Source organism: Microbacterium sp. NPDC057659 (assembly GCF_042799915.1).
In the GTDB taxonomy this organism is placed as follows: Bacteria; Actinomycetota; Actinomycetes; order Actinomycetales; family Microbacteriaceae; genus Microbacterium.
Window position 1 is genome coordinate 685,793 of the sequence record NZ_JBHVHU010000002.1, and the last position, 17,806, is coordinate 703,598.

A 17,806-nucleotide genomic window follows, 5' to 3' on the forward strand; every position below is an offset into this window, starting at 1 on the left:
AATTCTAGCGAACCGAGTGGCGAAAGTGTGACCTGAAGGTGGTCAACTTTCGCTGGACACTCGATGATCCTGACCCTATTCTCTTTCGTACACGGTCATCGAAATTTCGAAGGCATCTGTCGAAAACACAAAGGAGTGAGCATGCGCAGGTCGAGAGTTGCGACGGCCGCGGCGGTAGCCGTCGCCGCAGCCCTGGTACTCAGCGGTTGCGGACGCGCTGAGGACACCGGCACATCGGGAGCCGGCGGGGGCCCCGCCGCCGAGGGGAAAGCATCCGGTGAGATCCAGGTGTGGACCGCCGGCGGACACGCGGACAACCTCAAGAAGCTCGCGGCGACGTGGCTTAAGGAGAATCCGAAGGCGTCGCTGACCGTCACGGACGTGCCGTGGGACCAGGTCATCACGAAGCTCCAGACGGCCACTGCCGCGGGGAAGGGGCCGGACATCATCATGACCGGCGCTGATCAGACCGCCACCGCCATCGGTATGGGCGCGTTCGACCCGCTGCCCGACGGCGTCTACAAGGACAGCGACTTCTATCCCGCCGCGGTGGACTCCGTCACGGGCGACAAGAAGAAGCTGTACGCGATGCCGTGGTACGTGGAGACGCGGTTCCTCTTCTACCGCAAGGACATCGCGAACCAGCTCGGCCTCTCGGCGCCGACCACGTGGGATGAGATGCAGAAGATGTCGGCCGCCTTCAAGGCGCGTCAGGGCGGCACCTACGGGATCAGCCTTCCGAGGCCCACCGAGCAGCCCGCACAGGTGATCGTGCCCTTCGATGCCCAAGCCGGCGGTGAGATGACCGACGGCAAGGAATGGACGATCGACACCGAGGAGTTCGTCAGCGCACTGGACTACTACGCCGGGTTCTTCCAAAGGGGCGAGGCGCCGATCGAGGCGTCGACCGACGCCACCTTCGAGAACGGCGGCACTCCGATGTTCATCTCAGGACCGTGGATGCTCGGCATCTACAAGGACGAGATCGACAAGGGCACTGCGCCGGCCGGGTTCACGATGGACTCCGTCGGCTACGCGGTCGCGCCCACCGGCCCGGGCGGGAACAACAACCAGTACATCGGCGGCGGCAACCTTGGCGTCTTCTCGGCGGCCAAGAACAAGGAGGCCGCCTGGTCTCTGGTGTCGTGGATGGGGCAGGTCGACCAGCAGGAGAAGTGGTACGACCTGCAGGGCGAGCTTCCGGCCAACAAGGGCGCGGCCGAATACGCGCCGATCCAGGACAACCCGGTGACGAGCACGCTGATGGATCAGATGAAGGACACGGTGGCGACACCCAACTACCCGACGTGGTCGCAGGTGTCCGATCTGATCAGCAAATACTCCGAGATGGTCGCCCGAGGCAAGATGTCGGCTGAGGATGCGGCCAAGGAGATCCAGGCCAAGGCGACGTCGATCGGCTTCGGGTGGTGACGATCGCCCAGGGGCGGTCGGGGAACGTGGGTTCCCTGGCCGCCCAGCGGCGCCGCTCGAGTCTGATCGCCTGGATCTTCGTCTCGCCCTTCGTCCTCACCTTCGGCGTCTTCGGGCTCATCCCGCTCGTGAGCTCGCTGGTGATGTCCTTCACCGACCTCAGGGCGCGGGACATCCGCAACCCGTTCAACGTGAACTTCGTCGGGGTGGACAACTTCATCGCCGTGCTCACGGACGAGACGTTCCAGCGCGCGCTGCTGAACACGCTGGTCTTCGTCGCGATCGGTGTGCCGACGACCCTGCTCATCGCGCTGGTGCTCGCCGTCATGCTCAACTCGGTGAGTCGCCGGGTGGCCACGTTCTTCCGGGTCGGGTACTACACGCCGGTGATCACGACCATCGTCGCCGTCGCGATCGTGTGGCGCATCATGTACCAGAACACCGGTGTGTTCAACACGATCCTCGGCTGGTTCGGGATCACCGGGCCGAACTGGCTGTCCGATCCGAACACGGCGCTGCTGGCCATCACGATCATGGCGATCTGGCGCAACATCGGCGGATCCATGGTGATCTTCCTCGCGGGGCTCCAGGGAATTCCGAGCGATGTCCACGAGGCGGCCGCCCTGGACGGAGTGAACCCCGTCCAGAAGTTCTTCCGCATCACGATCCCGATGATGATGCCGACCATCCTGCTGAACGCGATCCTCGTGACCACCGGCTACATGCAGTTCTTCGACGAGCCCTTCGTGATGACCGAGGGCGGACCGCTCGACTCCACGACGTCGGTCGCGCTGCAGGTCTACAACCAGTTCAAGTACGGCAACTACTCCGTCGGCGCCGCCGGCGCCTACGTGCTGTTCGTGCTGATCGGCATCCTCGCGATCGTGCAATTCCGCTTCTTCCGGCAGAGGACCTGACGTGACAACAGTTGAACAACGCGCAGAGGCCACCACGGTCGTCGCCGGCGGTCGCCGGCGGAAGCCGGTCCGGTGGGGCAACCTCCTCATCCTGCTGATCCTCTCGGTCGGACTCGCCGCCACGATCCTCCCGTTCGTGTGGATGGTGCTCGGGTCGTTCAAGTCGAACGCCGAGCTGATGTCGCGGCCGATCACCTGGTGGCCGGTGGCGCCCACACTGGACAACTTCCGGGCCTGGCTCTTCGAGTTCGACATCCTGCGTCCGTTCCTGAACTCCGTGTTCGTCGCGCTGATCACGGTGTGCACGACGCTGCTGTTCTCGTCGATGGTGGGCTGGGCGCTCGCGAAGATGACCTTCCCGGGCAAGAAGGTGATCACCGTCGTCGTGCTGTCCACGCTGTTCGTGCCGGGAATCGTGCTGCTCATCCCGCAGTTCGTCCTGGTCGCGAACCTCGGCATGGTCAACACCTATTGGGGGCTGATCCTGCCCGGCATGGTCGGTGCGTTCGGGGTCTTCCTGATGCGCCAGTTCATGCTCGAGATCCCGGACACTCTGCTGGACGCCGCGCGCATCGACGGTGCGGGCGACTTCCGGATCTTCTTCCAGATCGTGCTGCCCCTGTGCAAGGCGCCGCTGGCGACTCTCGCGATCTTCACCTTCATGGGTTCGTGGAACGGCTTCGTCTGGCCGCTGATCATCGCCCAGGACGACTCGATGTACACCCTCCCGGTTTCGCTCGCGCTCTTCTCGGCGGAGTCGGGCGGGCACGGAACCGACTTCGGACTGCAGATGGCCGGGTCGTTCCTGATCGTCATCCCTGTGCTCGTGCTGTTCGTCGCCATGCAGCGGCACTTCATCCAGGGCATCTCGATGACCGGGATCAAGTAGCCCGCGCTGTCGCACCCCCACCCATCCGGAGCCGTACGGCTCGCAGAACGCAGAAACTGAGGAAACCGATGACCGGAACCGTCACTGTCCCCGCTGGCTTCCTGTGGGGCGCCGCAACCGCCGCCCACCAGGTCGAGGGCGGCAACGTCAACACGACGAACTGGGCGGATGAGTACCATCCGCGGGCGACGGTCTCAGAACCCTCCGGCGATGCCTGCGATTCGTACCACCGCTACCCGGAGGACATCGCGCTGCTCGCCGGCGCCGGCCTCACCGCCTACCGGTTCTCGATCGAGTGGGCGCGGATCGAGCCCGAGGAGGGGGTCGTCTCTCACGCCCAGCTGGCGCACTACCGGAACATGATCGAGACGTGCCGGCAGCTCGGCGTCGAGCCTGTCGTGACCCTGCATCACTTCAGCTTCCCGCGCTGGTGGCGGGCACGCGGAGGGTGGGGGGCGCCGGACAGCGCAGCGGTGTTCGCGAACTACGCACGGATCGCCAGCAGCATCCTGACGGACGTCACCTGGGTCATCACGATCAACGAGCCGAACATGATGGTGGTCAACAGCGAGTCGACCGTCGACACCGGCACCGGGGTCAACGCGCCTGACGAGCCGGACCCCTCGCTGGCCCGCGCGATCGCGGCGGCCCACCACGCCGCGACAGAGGTCCTGCACGAGCAGCTGCCGGGGGTGAAGGTGGGATGGACCATCGCCAACCAGGTCTACCAGGCGGTGCCGGGCTGGGAGGCGCAGCGCGATGCCTGGCAGTACTGGCGGGAGGACTTCTATCTGGAGCAGGCCAGGGAGGACGACTTCATCGGCGTGCAGTCGTACCTGCGCACGGTGATCGGCCCGACGGAGGATGCCCGCGGTTACGGACCGCAGGAGTGGCCGGAGGGCACGGACCGCACGCTGACGGGGTGGGAGTACTACCCGGAGGCCCTCGGACATGCGCTCCGGCACACCTGGGACGTCACCGGGGGCGTCCCGATGATGGTGACGGAGAACGGCATCGCGGCATCCGATGACGAACGTCGGATCGCCTACACGACCGGAGCGCTCGCGGCCATGGGTGATGCCATGGCCGACGGGTGCGATGTGCGCGGATACCTGCACTGGTCGCTGCTGGACAACTACGAATGGGGATCGTTCGCGCCGACGTTCGGGCTCATCGCGGTGGACCGCCGCACCTTCGAGCGCACGCCGAAGCCGAGCCTGGTCTGGCTGGGCGGGATCGCGCGCGGGGGCGCGCTGCCGGGGTGATCGGTTCGTGGCCCGGTCCGTGACGATCCCGGGTTCACTACGTTGGGACCAGCGGTCCGGCGCATGGTCGATCCGGCCCGGGAACGGAGCACGCACATGACCTCGAACGTCGCACTCGTCACCGGCGCCTCGGCGGGCATCGGCGAGGCAGTCGCCCGCCGGCTGCAGGACGCCGGATTCACCGTGTATGCGGCGGCGCGGCGCGTCGATCGGATGGCCGGTTTGCGGGATCGCGGAGTACGCACGATCGCTCTCGACGTGACGGACGATGCCTCCGCGCGCATCGCGATCGAGCAGATCATCGCCGAGCAGGGGCGGATCGACATGCTCGTGAACAACGCCGGCTACGGATCGTACGGCGCCCTCGAGGACGTCCCGCTCGCCGAGGCGCAGGCGCAGCTCGACGTCAACGTGCTGGGACTGGCGCGGATGGCGCAGCTGGTCCTGCCGCACATGCGCGAGCAGCGCAGCGGACGGATCGTGAACGTCAGTTCGATGGGCGGCAACTTCACGACTCCGCTCGGCGCCTGGTACCACGCGAGCAAGTACGCCGTCGAGGCGATCAGCGACGCGATGCGGATGGAGCTGGCGCCGTTCGGCATCGACGTGGTCGTGATCCAGCCGGGATCGATCCGCACCGAGTGGGGTGCGATCGCCGCCGACAAGTTCCTCGAGACCTCGGGGAGGGGCGTCTACCGGAGCCTGGCCGAGGCGGTCGCCAAGACGCTCGGGAACAGCTCGTTGCCGGGAGCGCGAATGACGTCGTCACCAGACGTCGTCGCCCGCGCGATCACGAGGGCCGCGACCGCACGCCGCCCGCGAACCCGATATCGGATCGGCTTCGGAGCGAAGCCACTGGTGTTCGCGAAGCAGATCCTGCCAGACCGCGCCTTCGACAGGCTGATCAAGTGGGGCACGGGGGCGACGGGCTGACCTTCGGGATTCGTGGAGGGGCTGACGGGAATCGAACCCGCGCTGTCTGCTTGGGAAGCAGAAGTTCTGCCATTGAACTACAGCCCCGAGGCCCTGACGTGCCAAGGCTTGGACCAAGCCTAACGCACGCGCTCGAGTCCCACGGTGCAGATGATTCCTACTATCCCTTCGGTAGTTCGGATTATCCGATTGACAGTGCTCAGGCCCGTCACGAGCATCGGTGGGTGAACGGATGCCGGATGCACAGTGGCATCCGCACACCCTGGAGGTTCGAATGACACCGGAGGCTCTGCCCTTCACCCTCTCGCGCCGGACGCTGATGGCCGGCGCGGTCGCTACCGCGACGCTGGTGGCGGCCGACATGTTCGCCGGGCCCTGGACGGCACCGGCGCGCGCCGCCACGGACGACGACTTCGACAGGTTCCGCCTGCAGTGGCGCGCCACGCTGGTCTCCGACTACGACGCCGCGGATGCCGTGCTGGTGAAGTACGTGCAGGACACGGCAGCCGTCGCCAGCGAGTTCTGGCGCGGGTCGACCCCTCTGAACACCTCTGCCACGCGCACGTACCTGTGGGCCGATCTCGACATCGAGGTCAGCCGCACGTCTGCACTGATGACGAGCATGATCGTCCGGCTGCGCCAGCTCGCCCTCGGGCTGAAGACGCCGGGATCGTCGCTGACCAAGCATCCGCAGCTGCAGGCCGACATCCTCTCGGCGCTCGACTGGTTCCTCGCCAACGTCTACAACACGGTGAACCGCACCGGGAACTGGTGGGACTGGCAGATCGGCACCGCCCAGGCGCTCAACGACGTCTGCGTGCTGATGTACGAGGACCTCTCGAGCGAGCAGCTCGCGACCGCCATGGCGGCGATCAAGCACTATGCACCGGACCCGGCGATCACCGGAGGCGCCACCTCCACCGGTGCGAACCGCAATTGGGCCTGTTCCATCGCGATGCTGCGTGGCGCGCTCAGCCGTGATCAGGCGACGATCGACGATGCGCGGAAGAAGCTCGAGACGATCTTCCCCTACTCCACCTCGGGTGACGGCATGTACCCGGACGGCGGATTCGTCCAGCATGTGAACTACGCCTACACGGCCGGCTACGGGGTGTCTCTGCTCCAGGTGCTCAGCTACATGATGGTGTCCGCCGTCGGCACGCCGTGGGCGTTCTCGACGGCGCAGACGGCAGAGGTGTTCGACTGGACGCAGAACAACTTCGCCCCGTGGATCTACGGCGGCGGATTCATGGACATGCTGCACGGCCGCGGTATCTCGCGCTTCTACGAGACCGATCGCCGCATCGGCAGGCTGGCGCTCGGCGTGCTGCTGCTGCTCGCCGGTGCCTTCCCCGCCGAGAACGCGCGCCTGCTGCGCTCGCAGCTCAAGGGGTGGCTCACCGCCTACGACTCGTACACCTTCGCGGGCAAGACTCCGGGTGAGAAGCAGCCGGGCTTCTTCGAGTACGACTCGGTTCCGATCCAGCAGGTGGCGCTGCCCTCGGTCGTGCTCGGCCGGCAGCTGATCGGCGACGCCGGCGTCCCCGCCGCGCCGGAGTCCACCCGCACGGTGGTCGCGACCTCCATGGCCCGGGTCGTGCACCGCCGCCCGCGTTTCGCCATGGGGTTCGCGATGGAGACCACGGCGATCCGTCCCTACGAGTCCGCCAACGGCGAGAACCTCATGGGGTGGTACCAGGGCGAGGGTGCCGTCTACATGTACCTGCCGAATCAGCTCGGTCACTGGGCGAACGAATGGTGGCCGACCGCGAACAAGTGCCGGATCCCGGGGACCACGGTGGTGCAGAAGCAGCCGGTGCTCGGCAAGCCGCAGCGCTCGACCGTGACCAACACGTGGGCCGGTGGCGCCCTGCTGGACGGCAACGCGGCGGTCGGAATGGGCCTCCTCTTCAAGACCCAGCCGCTGAGGGCCCGAAAGTCCTGGTTCTGCCTCGAGGACGCCGTCGTGTGCCTCGGGGCCGGCGTCACGAGCACCGACGGCAACACCATCGAGACCATCATCGAGCAGCGGAACATCGGGCCGAACGGCAGGACGATCCCGGTGATCGACGGCGCCCCGTTCACGAAGGTCGGCAGCGCGCCGACGTCGTTCACACCGCGCTGGGCGCACATTCCGAACACCGGCGGGTACCTGTTCCCCGTCCCTGGCACGAGCATCCGGGCGATTCGCGAGGATCGCACCGGGCGCTGGACCGATATGGACAACCGCGGTACCTACGAGGACGAGACGGCCTACAGTCGCCGCTTCATCACCTTCTGGTTCGATCACGGCGTCGACCCTCACGACGACACCTATGCGTACATCCAGCTTCCCGGTGCCGGGCGGCAGGAGGTCGAGGCGTCGGCCGAGACGATGGCGGGCGTCACCGTCCACTCGAACACCGGACTGGTGCACGCGGCGAGCCGCGACGGGCTCACGATGGCCAACTTCTGGGACGCGAGCGCGCCCATCACGAACGGCATCTCGGTCGATGCACCCGTCTCCGTCGTCGTCGACCGCAGGGGTGGCCGGCTGGCGATCGCGGTCAGCGACCCGACGCAGCGGCTGACAGACGATGTGACCGTCACCGTCCAGGGGTCCGCGGCTCGCGTCGTCTCCGTCGACGACGGTGTCAGCGTGCTCCAGATGAAGTCCCGCGTCAGCATCCGCGTCGCCGTCAAGGGCGCCGCGGGGAAGACCTTCGTCGCGCGCTTCAGCAGGTCCTGAGCGCGTGGCCGTGGGGCGCGGCATCGGTGACGCCGCGTCCCATGGCACCCAGGTACCACTCATCTCCCGGAGGATCATCCGGCAGGCGGACGCGCCAGGTCCCTCGCCGCGAATAGCGTCGAAGACATGATCACAGCAGAAGGCCTCGGCAAGAGGTTCGGAGACAAGAAGGCCGTCGACGACGTGTCGTTCACCGTGCGGCCCGGTATGGTCACCGGGTTCCTCGGGCCGAACGGCGCCGGCAAGTCGACCACGATGCGCATGATCGTCGGACTCGACAAGCCGACCTCGGGCCGCGTCACCGTCAGCGGTCAGGAGTACCGCCGGCTGCCCGCGCCGCTCACCGAGGTGGGCGTGCTCCTCGACGCCAAGGCCGTGCACACCGGCCGCACCGCTCGCAACCACCTGCGCGCGATGGCGGCGACGCACGGCATCCCGTCGTCCCGCGTCGACGAGGTCATCGACCTCGCCGGCATCGGCTCGGTCGCGAACAAGCGCGCCGGCAAGTTCTCGCTCGGCATGGGCCAGCGGCTCGGCATCGCCGCGGCGCTGCTCGGCGACCCGCACACGCTCATCCTCGACGAGCCGGTCAACGGCCTCGACCCCGAGGGCGTGCGCTGGGTGCGCCAGTTCGTCCGCCACGCGGCATCCGAGGGGCGCACCGTGCTGCTCTCCAGCCACCTGATGAGCGAGATGGCCCAGACCGCCGACCACGTCATCGTGCTCGGCCGCGGCAAGGTGCTGGCGGATGCTCCGCTGGACGAGCTCGTCCGCGCCTGGACCAGCACCACCGTGCGCGTGCGCACCCCGCGCGCCGCCGACCTCGCGGCCGTCGTCGCGGGCCCCGCCACCGAGATCGTCAGCACCGGGCCCGAGACTTTCGACGTCGTCGGCGTACCGGCATCCCGCATCGGCGACCTCGCCGCCGAGCACCGTATCCCGCTGCACGAACTCACACCGACCAGCGGCTCGCTCGAAGAGGCCTACATGGCCCTCACCGGCGACTCCGTCGAGTACAAGAGCAAGGACATCGCATGAGCGTCCAGACCGCGCCGGCCCGGCGCACGCACACCGAGACGTCGGCCTACCGGCTCTCCTTCGGCCGCGAACTGCGCAGCGAGTGGATCAAGCTCGCCACAGTTCGCTCCACCTGGTGGTCGATCGCGATCACCGCCGCTCTGACGGCGGGCATCGCGGTGCTGATCGCCGCGTCCGTCCCCGCTGACAGCGGCTTCCCCGGCATCCAGGCCGTCGTCTCGCCCATCCAGTTCACGATGCTGCTGGCCGGCATCCTCGGCGCGATCGCGGTGACGGGCGAGTACTCCACCGGCATGATCCGCTCCACCCTCACAGCGAACCCGGTGCGGGGCGGTGTGCTCGCCGCCAAGGCGACCGTACTCGCCGCATTCATGTTCGTGGCCTCGCTGGTCATGTTCGCGGTCTCGGCGGCCATCGTGACGCCGATTCTGGCCGGCAAGGATCTCGGCATCGACTGGGCCGACTTCGAGGGCGCGATCCTCCCCGTGCTGGTCGCCTCGGTGACGATGGCCGTCTTCGCCCTCATCGGCGTCGCCTTCGGGTTCATCATCCGCAACGGTGCCGGCGCGATCGCTGCGACGGTCGGCCTGCTGTTCGTGCTGCCGGTCGTGACGAGCATGTTCGGCATGGCGGGCGAAGCGTGGAAGTGGATCCAGGACGCCGCCAACTATCTGCCGGCCGCCGCTGCGCAGAACGTGATCCTGCCGCAGGACGACTGGGGTCTGACCTGGCAGGTCGCCTCTCTGACGCTCGCCGGCTGGGTCGTCGCGGGCATGCTCGGCGCCTGGGCCGTGCTGCGCAACCGCGACGCCTGATCCCCCTGCGAGCAGAATAGTCAGCGTGACCTCCGACAGCCGCAGCTCTTCCGTCCCTCAGGATGAGGAGCTGCGGCTGCCGCGTACCCCCGGCGTGATCCGGCGGTTCTGGGCGCGGCATCCGCTCTTCGCCGACATCCTGATCGCGATCCTCTGCCTGATCCTCTCGATCTCGCCGGCCGCGACGTTCAGCGGCCCCGGCAGAGGGACCATCGTCGGCGTGGCGATCGCGCAGGGTGTCGCGCTCACCGCGTGCGTGCTGGTGGTCTGGCGGCGGAAGTGGCCGTACGCCCTGTTCGTCGTCTCGATGCTGGTCGCATCGATCTACCTGTTCGCGCAGTACCCGGTCGGCGGTCCGCTGCTGCTGGTGTCGACGTACGCGCTCGCCGTGTACCGCTCCGCACGCGCCTGCTGGACGGCGCTGGGCATCGGGTTCGGCATCCTCATCGTGCTGACGATGCCGCTCGCGATCACCGACGTCGTGCCGTGGAGCACGGCGATCAACGCGATCCTCAGCGAGGCGGTGCTCGGCCTGATCGGCGCCCTCATCGGCGTCAACGTCGGCAACCGCAAGCGCTACATCGAGGCCGTGCTCGCCCGGTCGCGGCAGCTCTACATCGAGCGCGACCAGCACGCCCAGCTCGCCGCGGCGGCCGAGCGCGAGCGCATCGCCCGCGAGATGCACGACATCGTCTCGCACTCCCTCACCGTCGTCGTCGCACTGTCGGAGGGTGCCGCCGCGACCGGTGACCCGGATCGCGCGAGGGAGGCCTCGCTCGCAGCCGCAGACACGGCCCGCAGCGCACTCACGGAGATGCGCTCGATGCTCGGCGTGCTCCGCGCCGGCGACGCGCCCCTCGAGCCCGCCGTGCCGATCGATCCGGCCGAACCCGTCGCCGCCGCGCGCAGCGCCGGATTCGTCGTGTCGCTCGTCACCAAGGGCACCCCGGAGGTGCCGCCGGCCGTCGCCTTCGCCGTCGGCCGGATCGTGCAGGAGGGGCTGACCAACGCCATGCGGCACGCGCCGCGCGCGACGGCGATCGACGTACGCCTGGACTACACCGCCGATCCGGTCGTGATCGAGATCGCCAACGACGGCGCGACGACGAGCACGGATGCCCCGGGCTTCGGTCTGCGCGGCCTCGCCGAGCGCGCCGCGCACCTGGGCGGGTCGTTCCACTCCGGCGCCGTCGGGGGAGGACGATGGATGCTGCGCGCGGAACTGCCGCACCCCTCGTCGAGCTCGGGGGCCGAGCCCGACACCGGGACGCTCAGCCTGGAGCGCCTCTTCGAGGACCCTCCGTCACACTCAGGGAGCGATGCATGACCGAGCCGATCCGCGTGCTCCTCGTCGACGACCAGTCGCTCATCCGCATCGGGTTCCGCATGATGCTCGAGGCCGAGGGCGACATCGAGGTCGTCGGAGAGGCCGGCGACGGCGCCGTCGCCGTTCGACAGGCAGCCGCGCTCTCGCCCGACGTCGTCCTGATGGATGTGCGGATGCCGGGCATGGACGGCATCGCGGCCACCGAGACCATCGTGCGCGAGCATCCCGGCATCCGGGTGCTGGTGCTGACGACGTTCGATCTTGACGAGTACGCGTTCGGCGCGATCCGTGCCGGCGCGAGCGGGTTCCTGCTCAAGGACGCCCAGCGTGCGGAGCTCGTCGCCGCCGTGCGCGCGGTGCACCGTGGCGATGCGGTGCTGGCGCCGCGGGCCACGCGCGCGTTCCTGGACCAGCTGTCCGCGCAGCCCGCGCCGGCGTCATCCGGCCCCGATCCGACGACCGCGCTGACCGAGCGCGAGCGCGAGGTGTTCCTCGCGATCGCGCAGGGGCTCACCAACGCCGAGATCGCCGATCAGCTCTTCCTCAGCGAGTCGACCGTGAAGACGCATGTCGGCCGCGTGCTCGCGAAGCTCGACGCCCGCGACCGCATCGAGGCCGTGATCATCGCGCATCGGTGCGGGCTGGTCTGAGACCCGGGGCGTCCTTCGTCTCGCTCGGGTCGCGGGTCCTGAGCGAGCGAAGCGAGACGAAGGGCGCTCAGGATGCGGAGGCGGGACGACGGGCGCCGAGATGCGGGACAGGTCAGTCCTGGAACGACTGGCGCACGGTGTCCTCGTCGACCGAGACGAGGTTGCTCGCGATGAGCGTGCCGTTCAGGCCGTGGAAGCGCTCGGCGAGACGATCGCGGTCGGTCTCGGCCTCGGCGTTCACCACGAACAGGGCGGAGGTGCCGGGCACGACCTCCTTGCCGATGCGCTCGAGCTGCTCCTTGGAGATGCCGGCGTCATCCATCCTCTTCACCAGCAGCCCGATCGCGGCACCGGCCGCGGCGCCGATCAGAGGCAGGAAGAACAGGATGCCGACGAGTGCGCCGAGCAGGGCGCCCCAGCCCGTCGCGCGCCAGTCGTCGCGGTGCTCGTACTTGACCTTGGGCCGGTCCTCACCGGTCGTCCACTCGATGACCGCGTAGTCCTCGATCTTGATCAGTCCCTCGCTCGCGGCCTCACGGAGGATGCCGGACGCCGTCTCTGCGCCGTCGACTGTCTCGAACTTCCAGGCGGTGAATGTCGTCATTGATCTCTCCTCAGGAAAGCGACTGCTGTCAGGACCATCCTGGCAGCGCCTACTGCTTGGCGGGCAGCATCAGCGAGAAGGTCGTGGTGGGCGCGCTGTCCAGCAGCAGGTGCCCGCCGAGCGACTCCGCGAGCTCGGCGGACAGGGCGAGCCCGATCCCTTCACCCGAGGTGGCGGTGCGCTGCTCCGGCCGACGCTGGAAGACGGCGTTGCCGCTGGGGCGCGGCCCCTCGTCGGCCACCTGCACGGTGACGTACTCGGCCCGCCGGGTGCCGCTCACGGTGATGGCCCCGCGGCCGTGCGCGATCGCGTTGTGCAGCAGGACGTCGAGGATCTGCGATGCCGCCGAGGGCGCATCGCCGAGCGAGGCCTCGATTCCCGAGAGGCGGATGCTGCGCCCCGTATCCTCGGCCGCGGGACTCCAGCGCTCGACCGCCGCGCGGATGACCGCGTCGAGCGGTTCGCTCGTCGCCGCGCCCGGTGCATCGCCGCGGGCCATCTCGAGCAGCTGCGTGATCGCGTCGGCGAGCCGGTCGATCTCCTTCACCGCATGACCGAGCTGCTCACGCACGGCGGGCGGAGTCTGCGGCCACAGCGAGAGGTCCTCGAGCTCGAGCCGCACCGCGGTGATCGGGGTGCGCAGCTGATGCGAGGCGTTCGCCGCGAACTCGTGCTCGCGCCGGATGCGCGTCTGGAGGGTCGCGGCGCTCTCGCGAAGGGCGGCGTCGATGGCGCGAGCCTCGGGGATGCTGAAATCCTGCGGCTCGCTGCTGAGCGGGCCCTTCCCGACGGCCTTCGCCGTCTCGGCGAGCTGCACGAAGGGGCGGGACATCCGTCGCGCGAGGAGCACGGCGGCCACGGCGGCCACGGCGATGGTGAGCAGTCCGAACCAGATCACCGGCTGCAGGGCGGTCTGCACGCGGGAGTCGATCAGCTGGTCCGAGCGCGCGAAGGTGACCGTGCCGCCGTCCGGCACCGCCACGGTCGCGGCGATGTCGTCGGCGCGCGCCGGGATGCCGGCATCCACGACCGAGCCGTCCGCGGCGGTGTACGCGACCCGCTCCTGGTCCTGCAGGAGCGGATCGAGGAAGTCCTCGGTGATGGGGGATGTGCGCTCGTGCTCGGCGATCAGCGCCGAGAACAGTTCGGCGGCGCGCTGCACCCGCTGCGTCTCGGTGGTGTGCACGAGGTCGGGGATCATCAGGGCGCGCGGAACGCCGTACAGCGCGACGATGCCCACGGCGAGGGCGATGAAGACGATGACCAGCCGGTCACGCATCGGCCGTTCCCTCGTCGAGCCGGAACCCGACTCCGCGCAGCGTGGTGATGCGCACCTGCGCTCCGGCCTCGTCGAGCTTCTGCCGCAGCCGGGCCATCGTCACGTCGAGCGTCTTCGTCGAGCCGAACCAGTTCTCGTCCCACACCTCGTCCATGAGGTGCTCGCGGGTGACCACGGCACCTCGATGCGCGTCCAACTGGGCGAGCAGGTCGAACTCCTTGGTGCTGAGCGGCAGCTCGCGCCCGCCGGCCAGGGCGCGGCGGGCCGCGGTGTCGACGGTCAGCGGCGACCGGGCATCCGCCGGTTCGCGGGGCGCGGATGCCGGTGCAGAGCCCGCGCGGCGCAGCAGTGCCCGCAGCCGGGCGAGCAGCTCGGCCAGGGCGAACGGCTTGGCGATGTAGTCGTCGGCACCCACGTCGAGGCCGACCACGCGGTCGAGTTCGCCGTCGCGTGCGGTGAGGATGACGATGCCGCCGGTGAAGTCCTGCTCGCGCAGGCGGCGGCACACGTCGAGACCGTCCATGTCGGGAAGGCCAAGATCGAGGACGATCAGATCGACATCCGCACCGGCTCGCTCCAGCGCCGCACCGCCCTCTGCAACCCGCTCGACCTCGTATCCCTCCCGGTCGAGCGTACGCAGCAGGGGAAGCGCGATGCCGTCGTCGTCCTCCACGACCAGGATGCGTCGTCCCACGAGGTCGAGGCTATCGTCATCCTCGGGAAATGGGATACCAGGCATCAGAACTCCCTGTCCGAAGGGCCGGTCTCGGTGACCGGGGCGGTCGAGCAGGCGGTGCCGGCGAGGTCGGTGGCCGTCGCGGACGGCGACCAGACCATGTTCGCCGCGGTCGTCGCGGTGCGCAGCGTGCCGCTGCCGCCGGTCACCGTGCCCAGCACGATGCGGACGACGGTGACGGGCGTCCCGCCGACGGTCTCGGTGGTGGCGGTCATCGTGGCGGGGAACGTCGCCGTCTTGTTCGCCTTGATGTAGTCGCCCCGCAGATTGACCGTCCCGACGCGGACGGATGCACTCCCGACCAGCACGTCGATCTGGTCGGCGGTTCCGCTGCTGCCGAGGAGGGCGCCGTCGCGAAGCCGCACGGTCACCGCCAGGCTTCCGCCGTTCCAGCCGGCGGCGATGCTGCCGGTGGACATCTGCTTGCTGTACGTGAGGGTGATCGTGTCACCGGCATCCGCTCGTCCTGCGACGGCCCCGCCGTTCGCCGTCTGCACGTCGAGTCCGCGCACCGGGGTGTTGTCGACGCGGCGGCCGGTCACGGTCGACACTGTCTGCTTGCCCGAGCCGTCGACGAGGATCACGCGCAGGTCGTACAGTCCGTCGGGCACCGCGGTCGTGTCCCACGAGCAGGCGTACGGCGCCGTGGTCGTGGTGCAGGCGGTGACCCACGCGGTGGTGCCGGTGGGCGCGTACTGCATGGTCACCGAGGTGACGCCGGCTGTTGAGTCGGCGGATGCCGTGAGCCGGCTGGTTCCGGACAGGTAGGCCCCGGGGTCCTCGAGCGACACCGAGGAGATCGTGTTGTCGATCGTGCGAGTGATGGTCGCCGAGGTGCTGGTGTTGCCCGCGGCATCCGTCGCGATCGCGCGGAAGCCGTAGCTGCCGCCGGTGAGACCGGTGGTCTTGAAGCGGCACGAGTACGGGGCGTCCACCACGGTGCAGATCGTGGTCCAGACTCCGCCGAGCCCGTACTGCAGCGCGACGGATGCCACACCGGAGTCCGCATCCGACGCGGATGCCGCGATCGTGACGGTCCCGCTCAGCGGAGAACCGGGGTCGACCATGCCCACCGTGGGCGCGGTGTTGTCGACCAGCACGTCGGTGAGGACGGGCGAGACGGCGGTGGTGAGGGTCTGCGTGGCGACCGCGCGGAGGTCGTAGAAGCCGTTCGCGAGGCTCGTGGTGTTCCAGCTGCAGCCGTACGGCGGCGTCAGCAGGTTCAGGCAGAGCGAGCGCCAGTTGCCGCTGCCCGCGACGGCGTACTCGATGCGCACGGTGTAGACCCCGAGGCCGGCGTTCTGCAGCGTGGCGCTCAGCGCGACGGTGCCGCGCACGATGTCGCCGGGGTCTGAGAGGGTGACGCCGAAGTTGTTGCTCACGGTGACCCGCACCGATGCCGAGGTCGTGGAATATCCGGCGTTGTCGGTGGCGATCGCGCGCACGTCGTAGGCACCGTCCGGCACCGCGGAGGTGCTCCAGCTGCAGCTGTACGGTGCGGCGTTGGCGGTGCAGAGCGGAGTCCAGGTGCCCGTTCCGGCGGCCTGCACCGAGAGTGCGACGCTCTTCACGCCGGTCTCGCCGTCGGCAGCGGTCGCGGTGAGGGTGACGGTGCCCTTGAGGGCGGTGCCGGGGGCCTGCATACTGACCGTCGGCGGAGTCCAGTCCGCGGCGGCCGTCGCGGTGCTCGGAGCATTCGTGCTCGACGAGATGTATGCGGCGGTGGAGAACTGCGGGCCGTTCATTGCGGAGAACGCGATGAGCGCGATCGCGAGAACGGCGAGCGCCGTCGTCCTCAGGGTCGTGCCGATCATCGTGGTCCTTCCGGGTTCTCCTCCGACGCTACGGAGGCGAGGGTTACAGCTGGGCAACAGCGGGTGCTCGACGCGGCCACAGTCTCAATCCGCGCAGCAGATCGCGCAGGTACAGCAGGGCGATCAGCGCGGCCGGCACGCCGATCGCCAGCATCCGGATGCCGGGCAGCGAGAGTGCGATGAACACCCAGCCGACCGTCGGGACCCAGCCCTCGACGCGCGGCTGCTGAGCCGCGGCGAGGGTGAAGGTCCACGGGTCGGCGCTCGCGTTGGCGTCGCCCTTGGTGCGGAGGACGCGGCCGCCTGCGGCATCCGTCTTCTCGCTGATGTCGACGATCCGGTGCGTCACCAGTTCGGTGACGCCGGAATCCGTCGGCGGCAGGTACGTGATCACGTCTCCCACCCGCAGATCATCGACCGGCACCTGACGCTCGAGGACGAGCGTTCCCCTCTCGAAGGTGCCGGACATCGATCCGCCCGTGATCACGTACCGGTCCATGCCGAGCATTCCCGGAACGAGCATGAGCGCCACGAACCCCATGGCGACGACGGCCCCAATCGCGACCAGACCCCTGCCGATCGCGCGGGTCGTCCTCGTGGTGCTCATGCTCGTTCCTTCCCCGGCCTTCGGGTGGCCGGTTTGTTCAGTGAATCGGAGGGAGACTCACTGCTCGGTGGTGGTCGCGGCGGTCTGCGTCGCGTTCCACGAGTAGGTGGCGGTCGCGCTCTTGCCCTGCTCGGCGTTGGTGGCCGACTGGGCGAGCGTGATGCTGAAGGTGTAGTCGTGGCTCTCGCCGGCGGCGTAGGTGCCGAGGTCGAGCGGGCCGGCGGTGGTCAGGTCGCCGAAGGTGCCCGACCAGACCGGCGTGGAGGTTCCGGCCTTGGTGATGACCAGGCCGAGGTTCGACTTGGTGGCGAAGCCGTTGACGGCGTCCTCGGTGAGGGCGAACTTCGCGGGCAGGCTGCCCGAGTTGGTGATGGTGACCTTGCCGTTCAGCGTGTCGCCGGGCTTCAGGTTCGCGGCGTTGAAGATCGCGCTGCCCGCCTTGGAGTTCGTCTGGGTGAGCGTGCCGGTGCTGTACGCGTTGGCGGTGTTCACCGAGTTCGAGATGAAGTCCGCACCCGATCCGACGGCGACGGCGGCGGCGACCAGCAGGCCGGCCAGCGGCACGATCAGCCGCTTGCGCGACGGGGTGGTGGTGGGCGTCTCAGTGATGTTGTCGTTCATGTGCGGCATCCGTTCTGGAAGTGGGAAAGCTCTTGAGAACGAAGCTATTGAGGCGGGGTCAACGGGCGATCCACAGCAGGGCAACGGGCGGGCCAGCGTTCGGCCACACGTGCACGCCCGGGTAACAGCGCGGTGACGCCGGGTACGCTGAA

Annotated in this window: 16 protein-coding genes and 1 tRNA gene; 10 read left to right on the forward strand and 7 right to left on the reverse strand. The window is 68.7% G+C overall.

Annotation, left to right across the window (positions count from 1 at the left end; genetic code table 11):
• Nucleotides 1–141 precede the first annotated feature (141 nt).
• The 5 genes from ACFVAE_RS11830 (at nucleotide 142) to ACFVAE_RS11850 (ending at nucleotide 5,435) form a co-directional block, all read left to right on the forward strand.
• Nucleotides 142–1,431: an extracellular solute-binding protein gene (locus ACFVAE_RS11830; RefSeq protein ID WP_378892112.1), complete on the forward strand. Its 1,290-nt coding sequence runs from the start codon at nucleotides 142–144 to the stop codon at nucleotides 1,429–1,431.
• Complete coding sequence (locus ACFVAE_RS11835) at nucleotides 1,428–2,348, forward strand: carbohydrate ABC transporter permease (protein ID WP_378892116.1); 921 nt, start codon at nucleotides 1,428–1,430, stop codon at nucleotides 2,346–2,348. The genes ACFVAE_RS11830 and ACFVAE_RS11835 overlap by 4 nt, the downstream gene beginning before the upstream one ends.
• A 1-nt stretch (nucleotide 2,349) precedes the next feature.
• Nucleotides 2,350–3,237 carry a carbohydrate ABC transporter permease gene (locus ACFVAE_RS11840; protein WP_378892119.1) on the forward strand — a complete coding sequence of 296 codons (888 nt, stop codon included), beginning with the start codon at nucleotides 2,350–2,352 and terminating at the stop codon, nucleotides 3,235–3,237.
• Nucleotides 3,238–3,305: 68 nt separating this feature from the next.
• The gene (locus ACFVAE_RS11845) at nucleotides 3,306–4,502 is read left to right on the forward strand and encodes a glycoside hydrolase family 1 protein (protein WP_378892121.1); all 1,197 of its coding nucleotides are present in this window, start codon (nucleotides 3,306–3,308) and stop codon (nucleotides 4,500–4,502) included.
• 96 nt (nucleotides 4,503–4,598) lie between these two features.
• On the forward strand, nucleotides 4,599–5,435 hold the full coding sequence (locus ACFVAE_RS11850) for an oxidoreductase (protein WP_378892123.1): 837 nt from the start codon (nucleotides 4,599–4,601) through the stop codon (nucleotides 5,433–5,435).
• Nucleotides 5,436–5,448: 13 nt separating this feature from the next.
• Here ACFVAE_RS11850 and ACFVAE_RS11855 read toward each other — a convergent pair.
• A tRNA-Gly gene (locus ACFVAE_RS11855) sits at nucleotides 5,449–5,522 on the reverse strand.
• A gap of 187 nt (nucleotides 5,523–5,709) precedes the next feature.
• On the opposite strand from ACFVAE_RS11855, the gene ACFVAE_RS11860 reads away from it, so the two are divergent.
• The 5 genes from ACFVAE_RS11860 (at nucleotide 5,710) to ACFVAE_RS11880 (ending at nucleotide 11,993) form a co-directional block, all read left to right on the forward strand.
• Nucleotides 5,710–8,163, forward strand: coding sequence for a polysaccharide lyase 8 family protein (locus ACFVAE_RS11860; protein WP_378892126.1), 2,454 nt, complete (start codon nucleotides 5,710–5,712; stop codon nucleotides 8,161–8,163).
• Nucleotides 8,164–8,289: 126 nt separating this feature from the next.
• Nucleotides 8,290–9,201 carry an ABC transporter ATP-binding protein gene (locus ACFVAE_RS11865; protein ID WP_378892129.1) on the forward strand — a complete coding sequence of 304 codons (912 nt, stop codon included), beginning with the start codon at nucleotides 8,290–8,292 and terminating at the stop codon, nucleotides 9,199–9,201.
• Nucleotides 9,198–10,016, forward strand: a complete 819-nt coding sequence (locus tag ACFVAE_RS11870; protein ID WP_378892131.1) for an ABC transporter permease — start codon at nucleotides 9,198–9,200, stop codon at nucleotides 10,014–10,016. The genes ACFVAE_RS11865 and ACFVAE_RS11870 overlap by 4 nt, the downstream gene beginning before the upstream one ends.
• Before the next feature lie 25 nt (nucleotides 10,017–10,041).
• A complete protein-coding gene (locus tag ACFVAE_RS11875; protein ID WP_378892134.1) occupies nucleotides 10,042–11,343 on the forward strand; it encodes a sensor histidine kinase in 1,302 nt (433 codons plus the stop codon).
• On the forward strand, nucleotides 11,340–11,993 hold the full coding sequence (locus ACFVAE_RS11880; RefSeq protein WP_378892136.1) for a response regulator: 654 nt from the start codon (nucleotides 11,340–11,342) through the stop codon (nucleotides 11,991–11,993). The genes ACFVAE_RS11875 and ACFVAE_RS11880 overlap by 4 nt, the downstream gene beginning before the upstream one ends.
• Before the next feature lie 112 nt (nucleotides 11,994–12,105).
• Here the strand turns inward: ACFVAE_RS11880 and ACFVAE_RS11885 are convergent, their stop codons facing one another.
• Genes ACFVAE_RS11885 through ACFVAE_RS11910 form a run of 6 tightly spaced genes read right to left on the reverse strand, consistent with a single transcriptional unit; the run spans nucleotide 12,106 to nucleotide 17,654 of the window.
• Nucleotides 12,106–12,597 (reverse strand): DUF1269 domain-containing protein, encoded by a 492-nt coding sequence (locus ACFVAE_RS11885; RefSeq protein ID WP_378892139.1) that lies wholly within the window; start codon nucleotides 12,595–12,597, stop codon nucleotides 12,106–12,108.
• A gap of 49 nt (nucleotides 12,598–12,646) precedes the next feature.
• Complete coding sequence (locus ACFVAE_RS11890; RefSeq protein ID WP_378892140.1) at nucleotides 12,647–13,876, reverse strand: sensor histidine kinase; 1,230 nt, start codon at nucleotides 13,874–13,876, stop codon at nucleotides 12,647–12,649.
• Entirely contained in the window at nucleotides 13,869–14,570 is a 702-nt protein-coding gene (locus ACFVAE_RS11895; RefSeq protein WP_378892142.1) for a response regulator transcription factor, read from the reverse strand. Before ACFVAE_RS11895 ends, ACFVAE_RS11890 begins: the two co-directional genes overlap by 8 nt.
• A 44-nt stretch (nucleotides 14,571–14,614) precedes the next feature.
• The gene (locus tag ACFVAE_RS11900) at nucleotides 14,615–16,426 is read right to left on the reverse strand and encodes an Ig-like domain-containing protein (protein WP_378892145.1); all 1,812 of its coding nucleotides are present in this window, start codon (nucleotides 16,424–16,426) and stop codon (nucleotides 14,615–14,617) included.
• 43 nt (nucleotides 16,427–16,469) lie between these two features.
• Nucleotides 16,470–17,033: a signal peptidase I gene (locus ACFVAE_RS11905; RefSeq protein ID WP_378892148.1), complete on the reverse strand. Its 564-nt coding sequence runs from the start codon at nucleotides 17,031–17,033 to the stop codon at nucleotides 16,470–16,472.
• A 57-nt stretch (nucleotides 17,034–17,090) separates the two neighbouring features.
• Nucleotides 17,091–17,654, reverse strand: coding sequence for a TasA family protein (locus tag ACFVAE_RS11910; RefSeq protein WP_378892151.1), 564 nt, complete (start codon nucleotides 17,652–17,654; stop codon nucleotides 17,091–17,093).
• Nucleotides 17,655–17,806: the final 152 nt, after the last annotated feature.

Excerpts from the sequence above, each read along its gene's own strand:
- ACFVAE_RS11830 (WP_378892112.1), top strand. The coding sequence starts at position 142 with ATGCGCAGGTCGAGAGTTGCGACGGCCGCGGCGGTAGCCGTCGCCGCA.
- ACFVAE_RS11845 (WP_378892121.1), top strand. The coding sequence starts at position 3,306 with ATGACCGGAACCGTCACTGTCCCCGCTGGCTTCCTGTGGGGCGCCGCA.
- ACFVAE_RS11850 (WP_378892123.1), top strand. The coding sequence starts at position 4,599 with ATGACCTCGAACGTCGCACTCGTCACCGGCGCCTCGGCGGGCATCGGC.
- ACFVAE_RS11860 (WP_378892126.1), top strand. The coding sequence starts at position 5,710 with ATGACACCGGAGGCTCTGCCCTTCACCCTCTCGCGCCGGACGCTGATG.
- ACFVAE_RS11865 (WP_378892129.1), top strand. The coding sequence starts at position 8,290 with ATGATCACAGCAGAAGGCCTCGGCAAGAGGTTCGGAGACAAGAAGGCC.
- ACFVAE_RS11870 (WP_378892131.1), top strand. The coding sequence starts at position 9,198 with ATGAGCGTCCAGACCGCGCCGGCCCGGCGCACGCACACCGAGACGTCG.
- ACFVAE_RS11880 (WP_378892136.1), top strand. The coding sequence starts at position 11,340 with ATGACCGAGCCGATCCGCGTGCTCCTCGTCGACGACCAGTCGCTCATC.
- ACFVAE_RS11885 (WP_378892139.1), bottom strand. The coding sequence starts at position 12,597 with ATGACGACATTCACCGCCTGGAAGTTCGAGACAGTCGACGGCGCAGAG.
- ACFVAE_RS11890 (WP_378892140.1), bottom strand. The coding sequence starts at position 13,876 with ATGCGTGACCGGCTGGTCATCGTCTTCATCGCCCTCGCCGTGGGCATC.
- ACFVAE_RS11900 (WP_378892145.1), bottom strand. The coding sequence starts at position 16,426 with ATGATCGGCACGACCCTGAGGACGACGGCGCTCGCCGTTCTCGCGATC.
- ACFVAE_RS11905 (WP_378892148.1), bottom strand. The coding sequence starts at position 17,033 with ATGAGCACCACGAGGACGACCCGCGCGATCGGCAGGGGTCTGGTCGCG.
- ACFVAE_RS11910 (WP_378892151.1), bottom strand. The coding sequence starts at position 17,654 with ATGAACGACAACATCACTGAGACGCCCACCACCACCCCGTCGCGCAAG.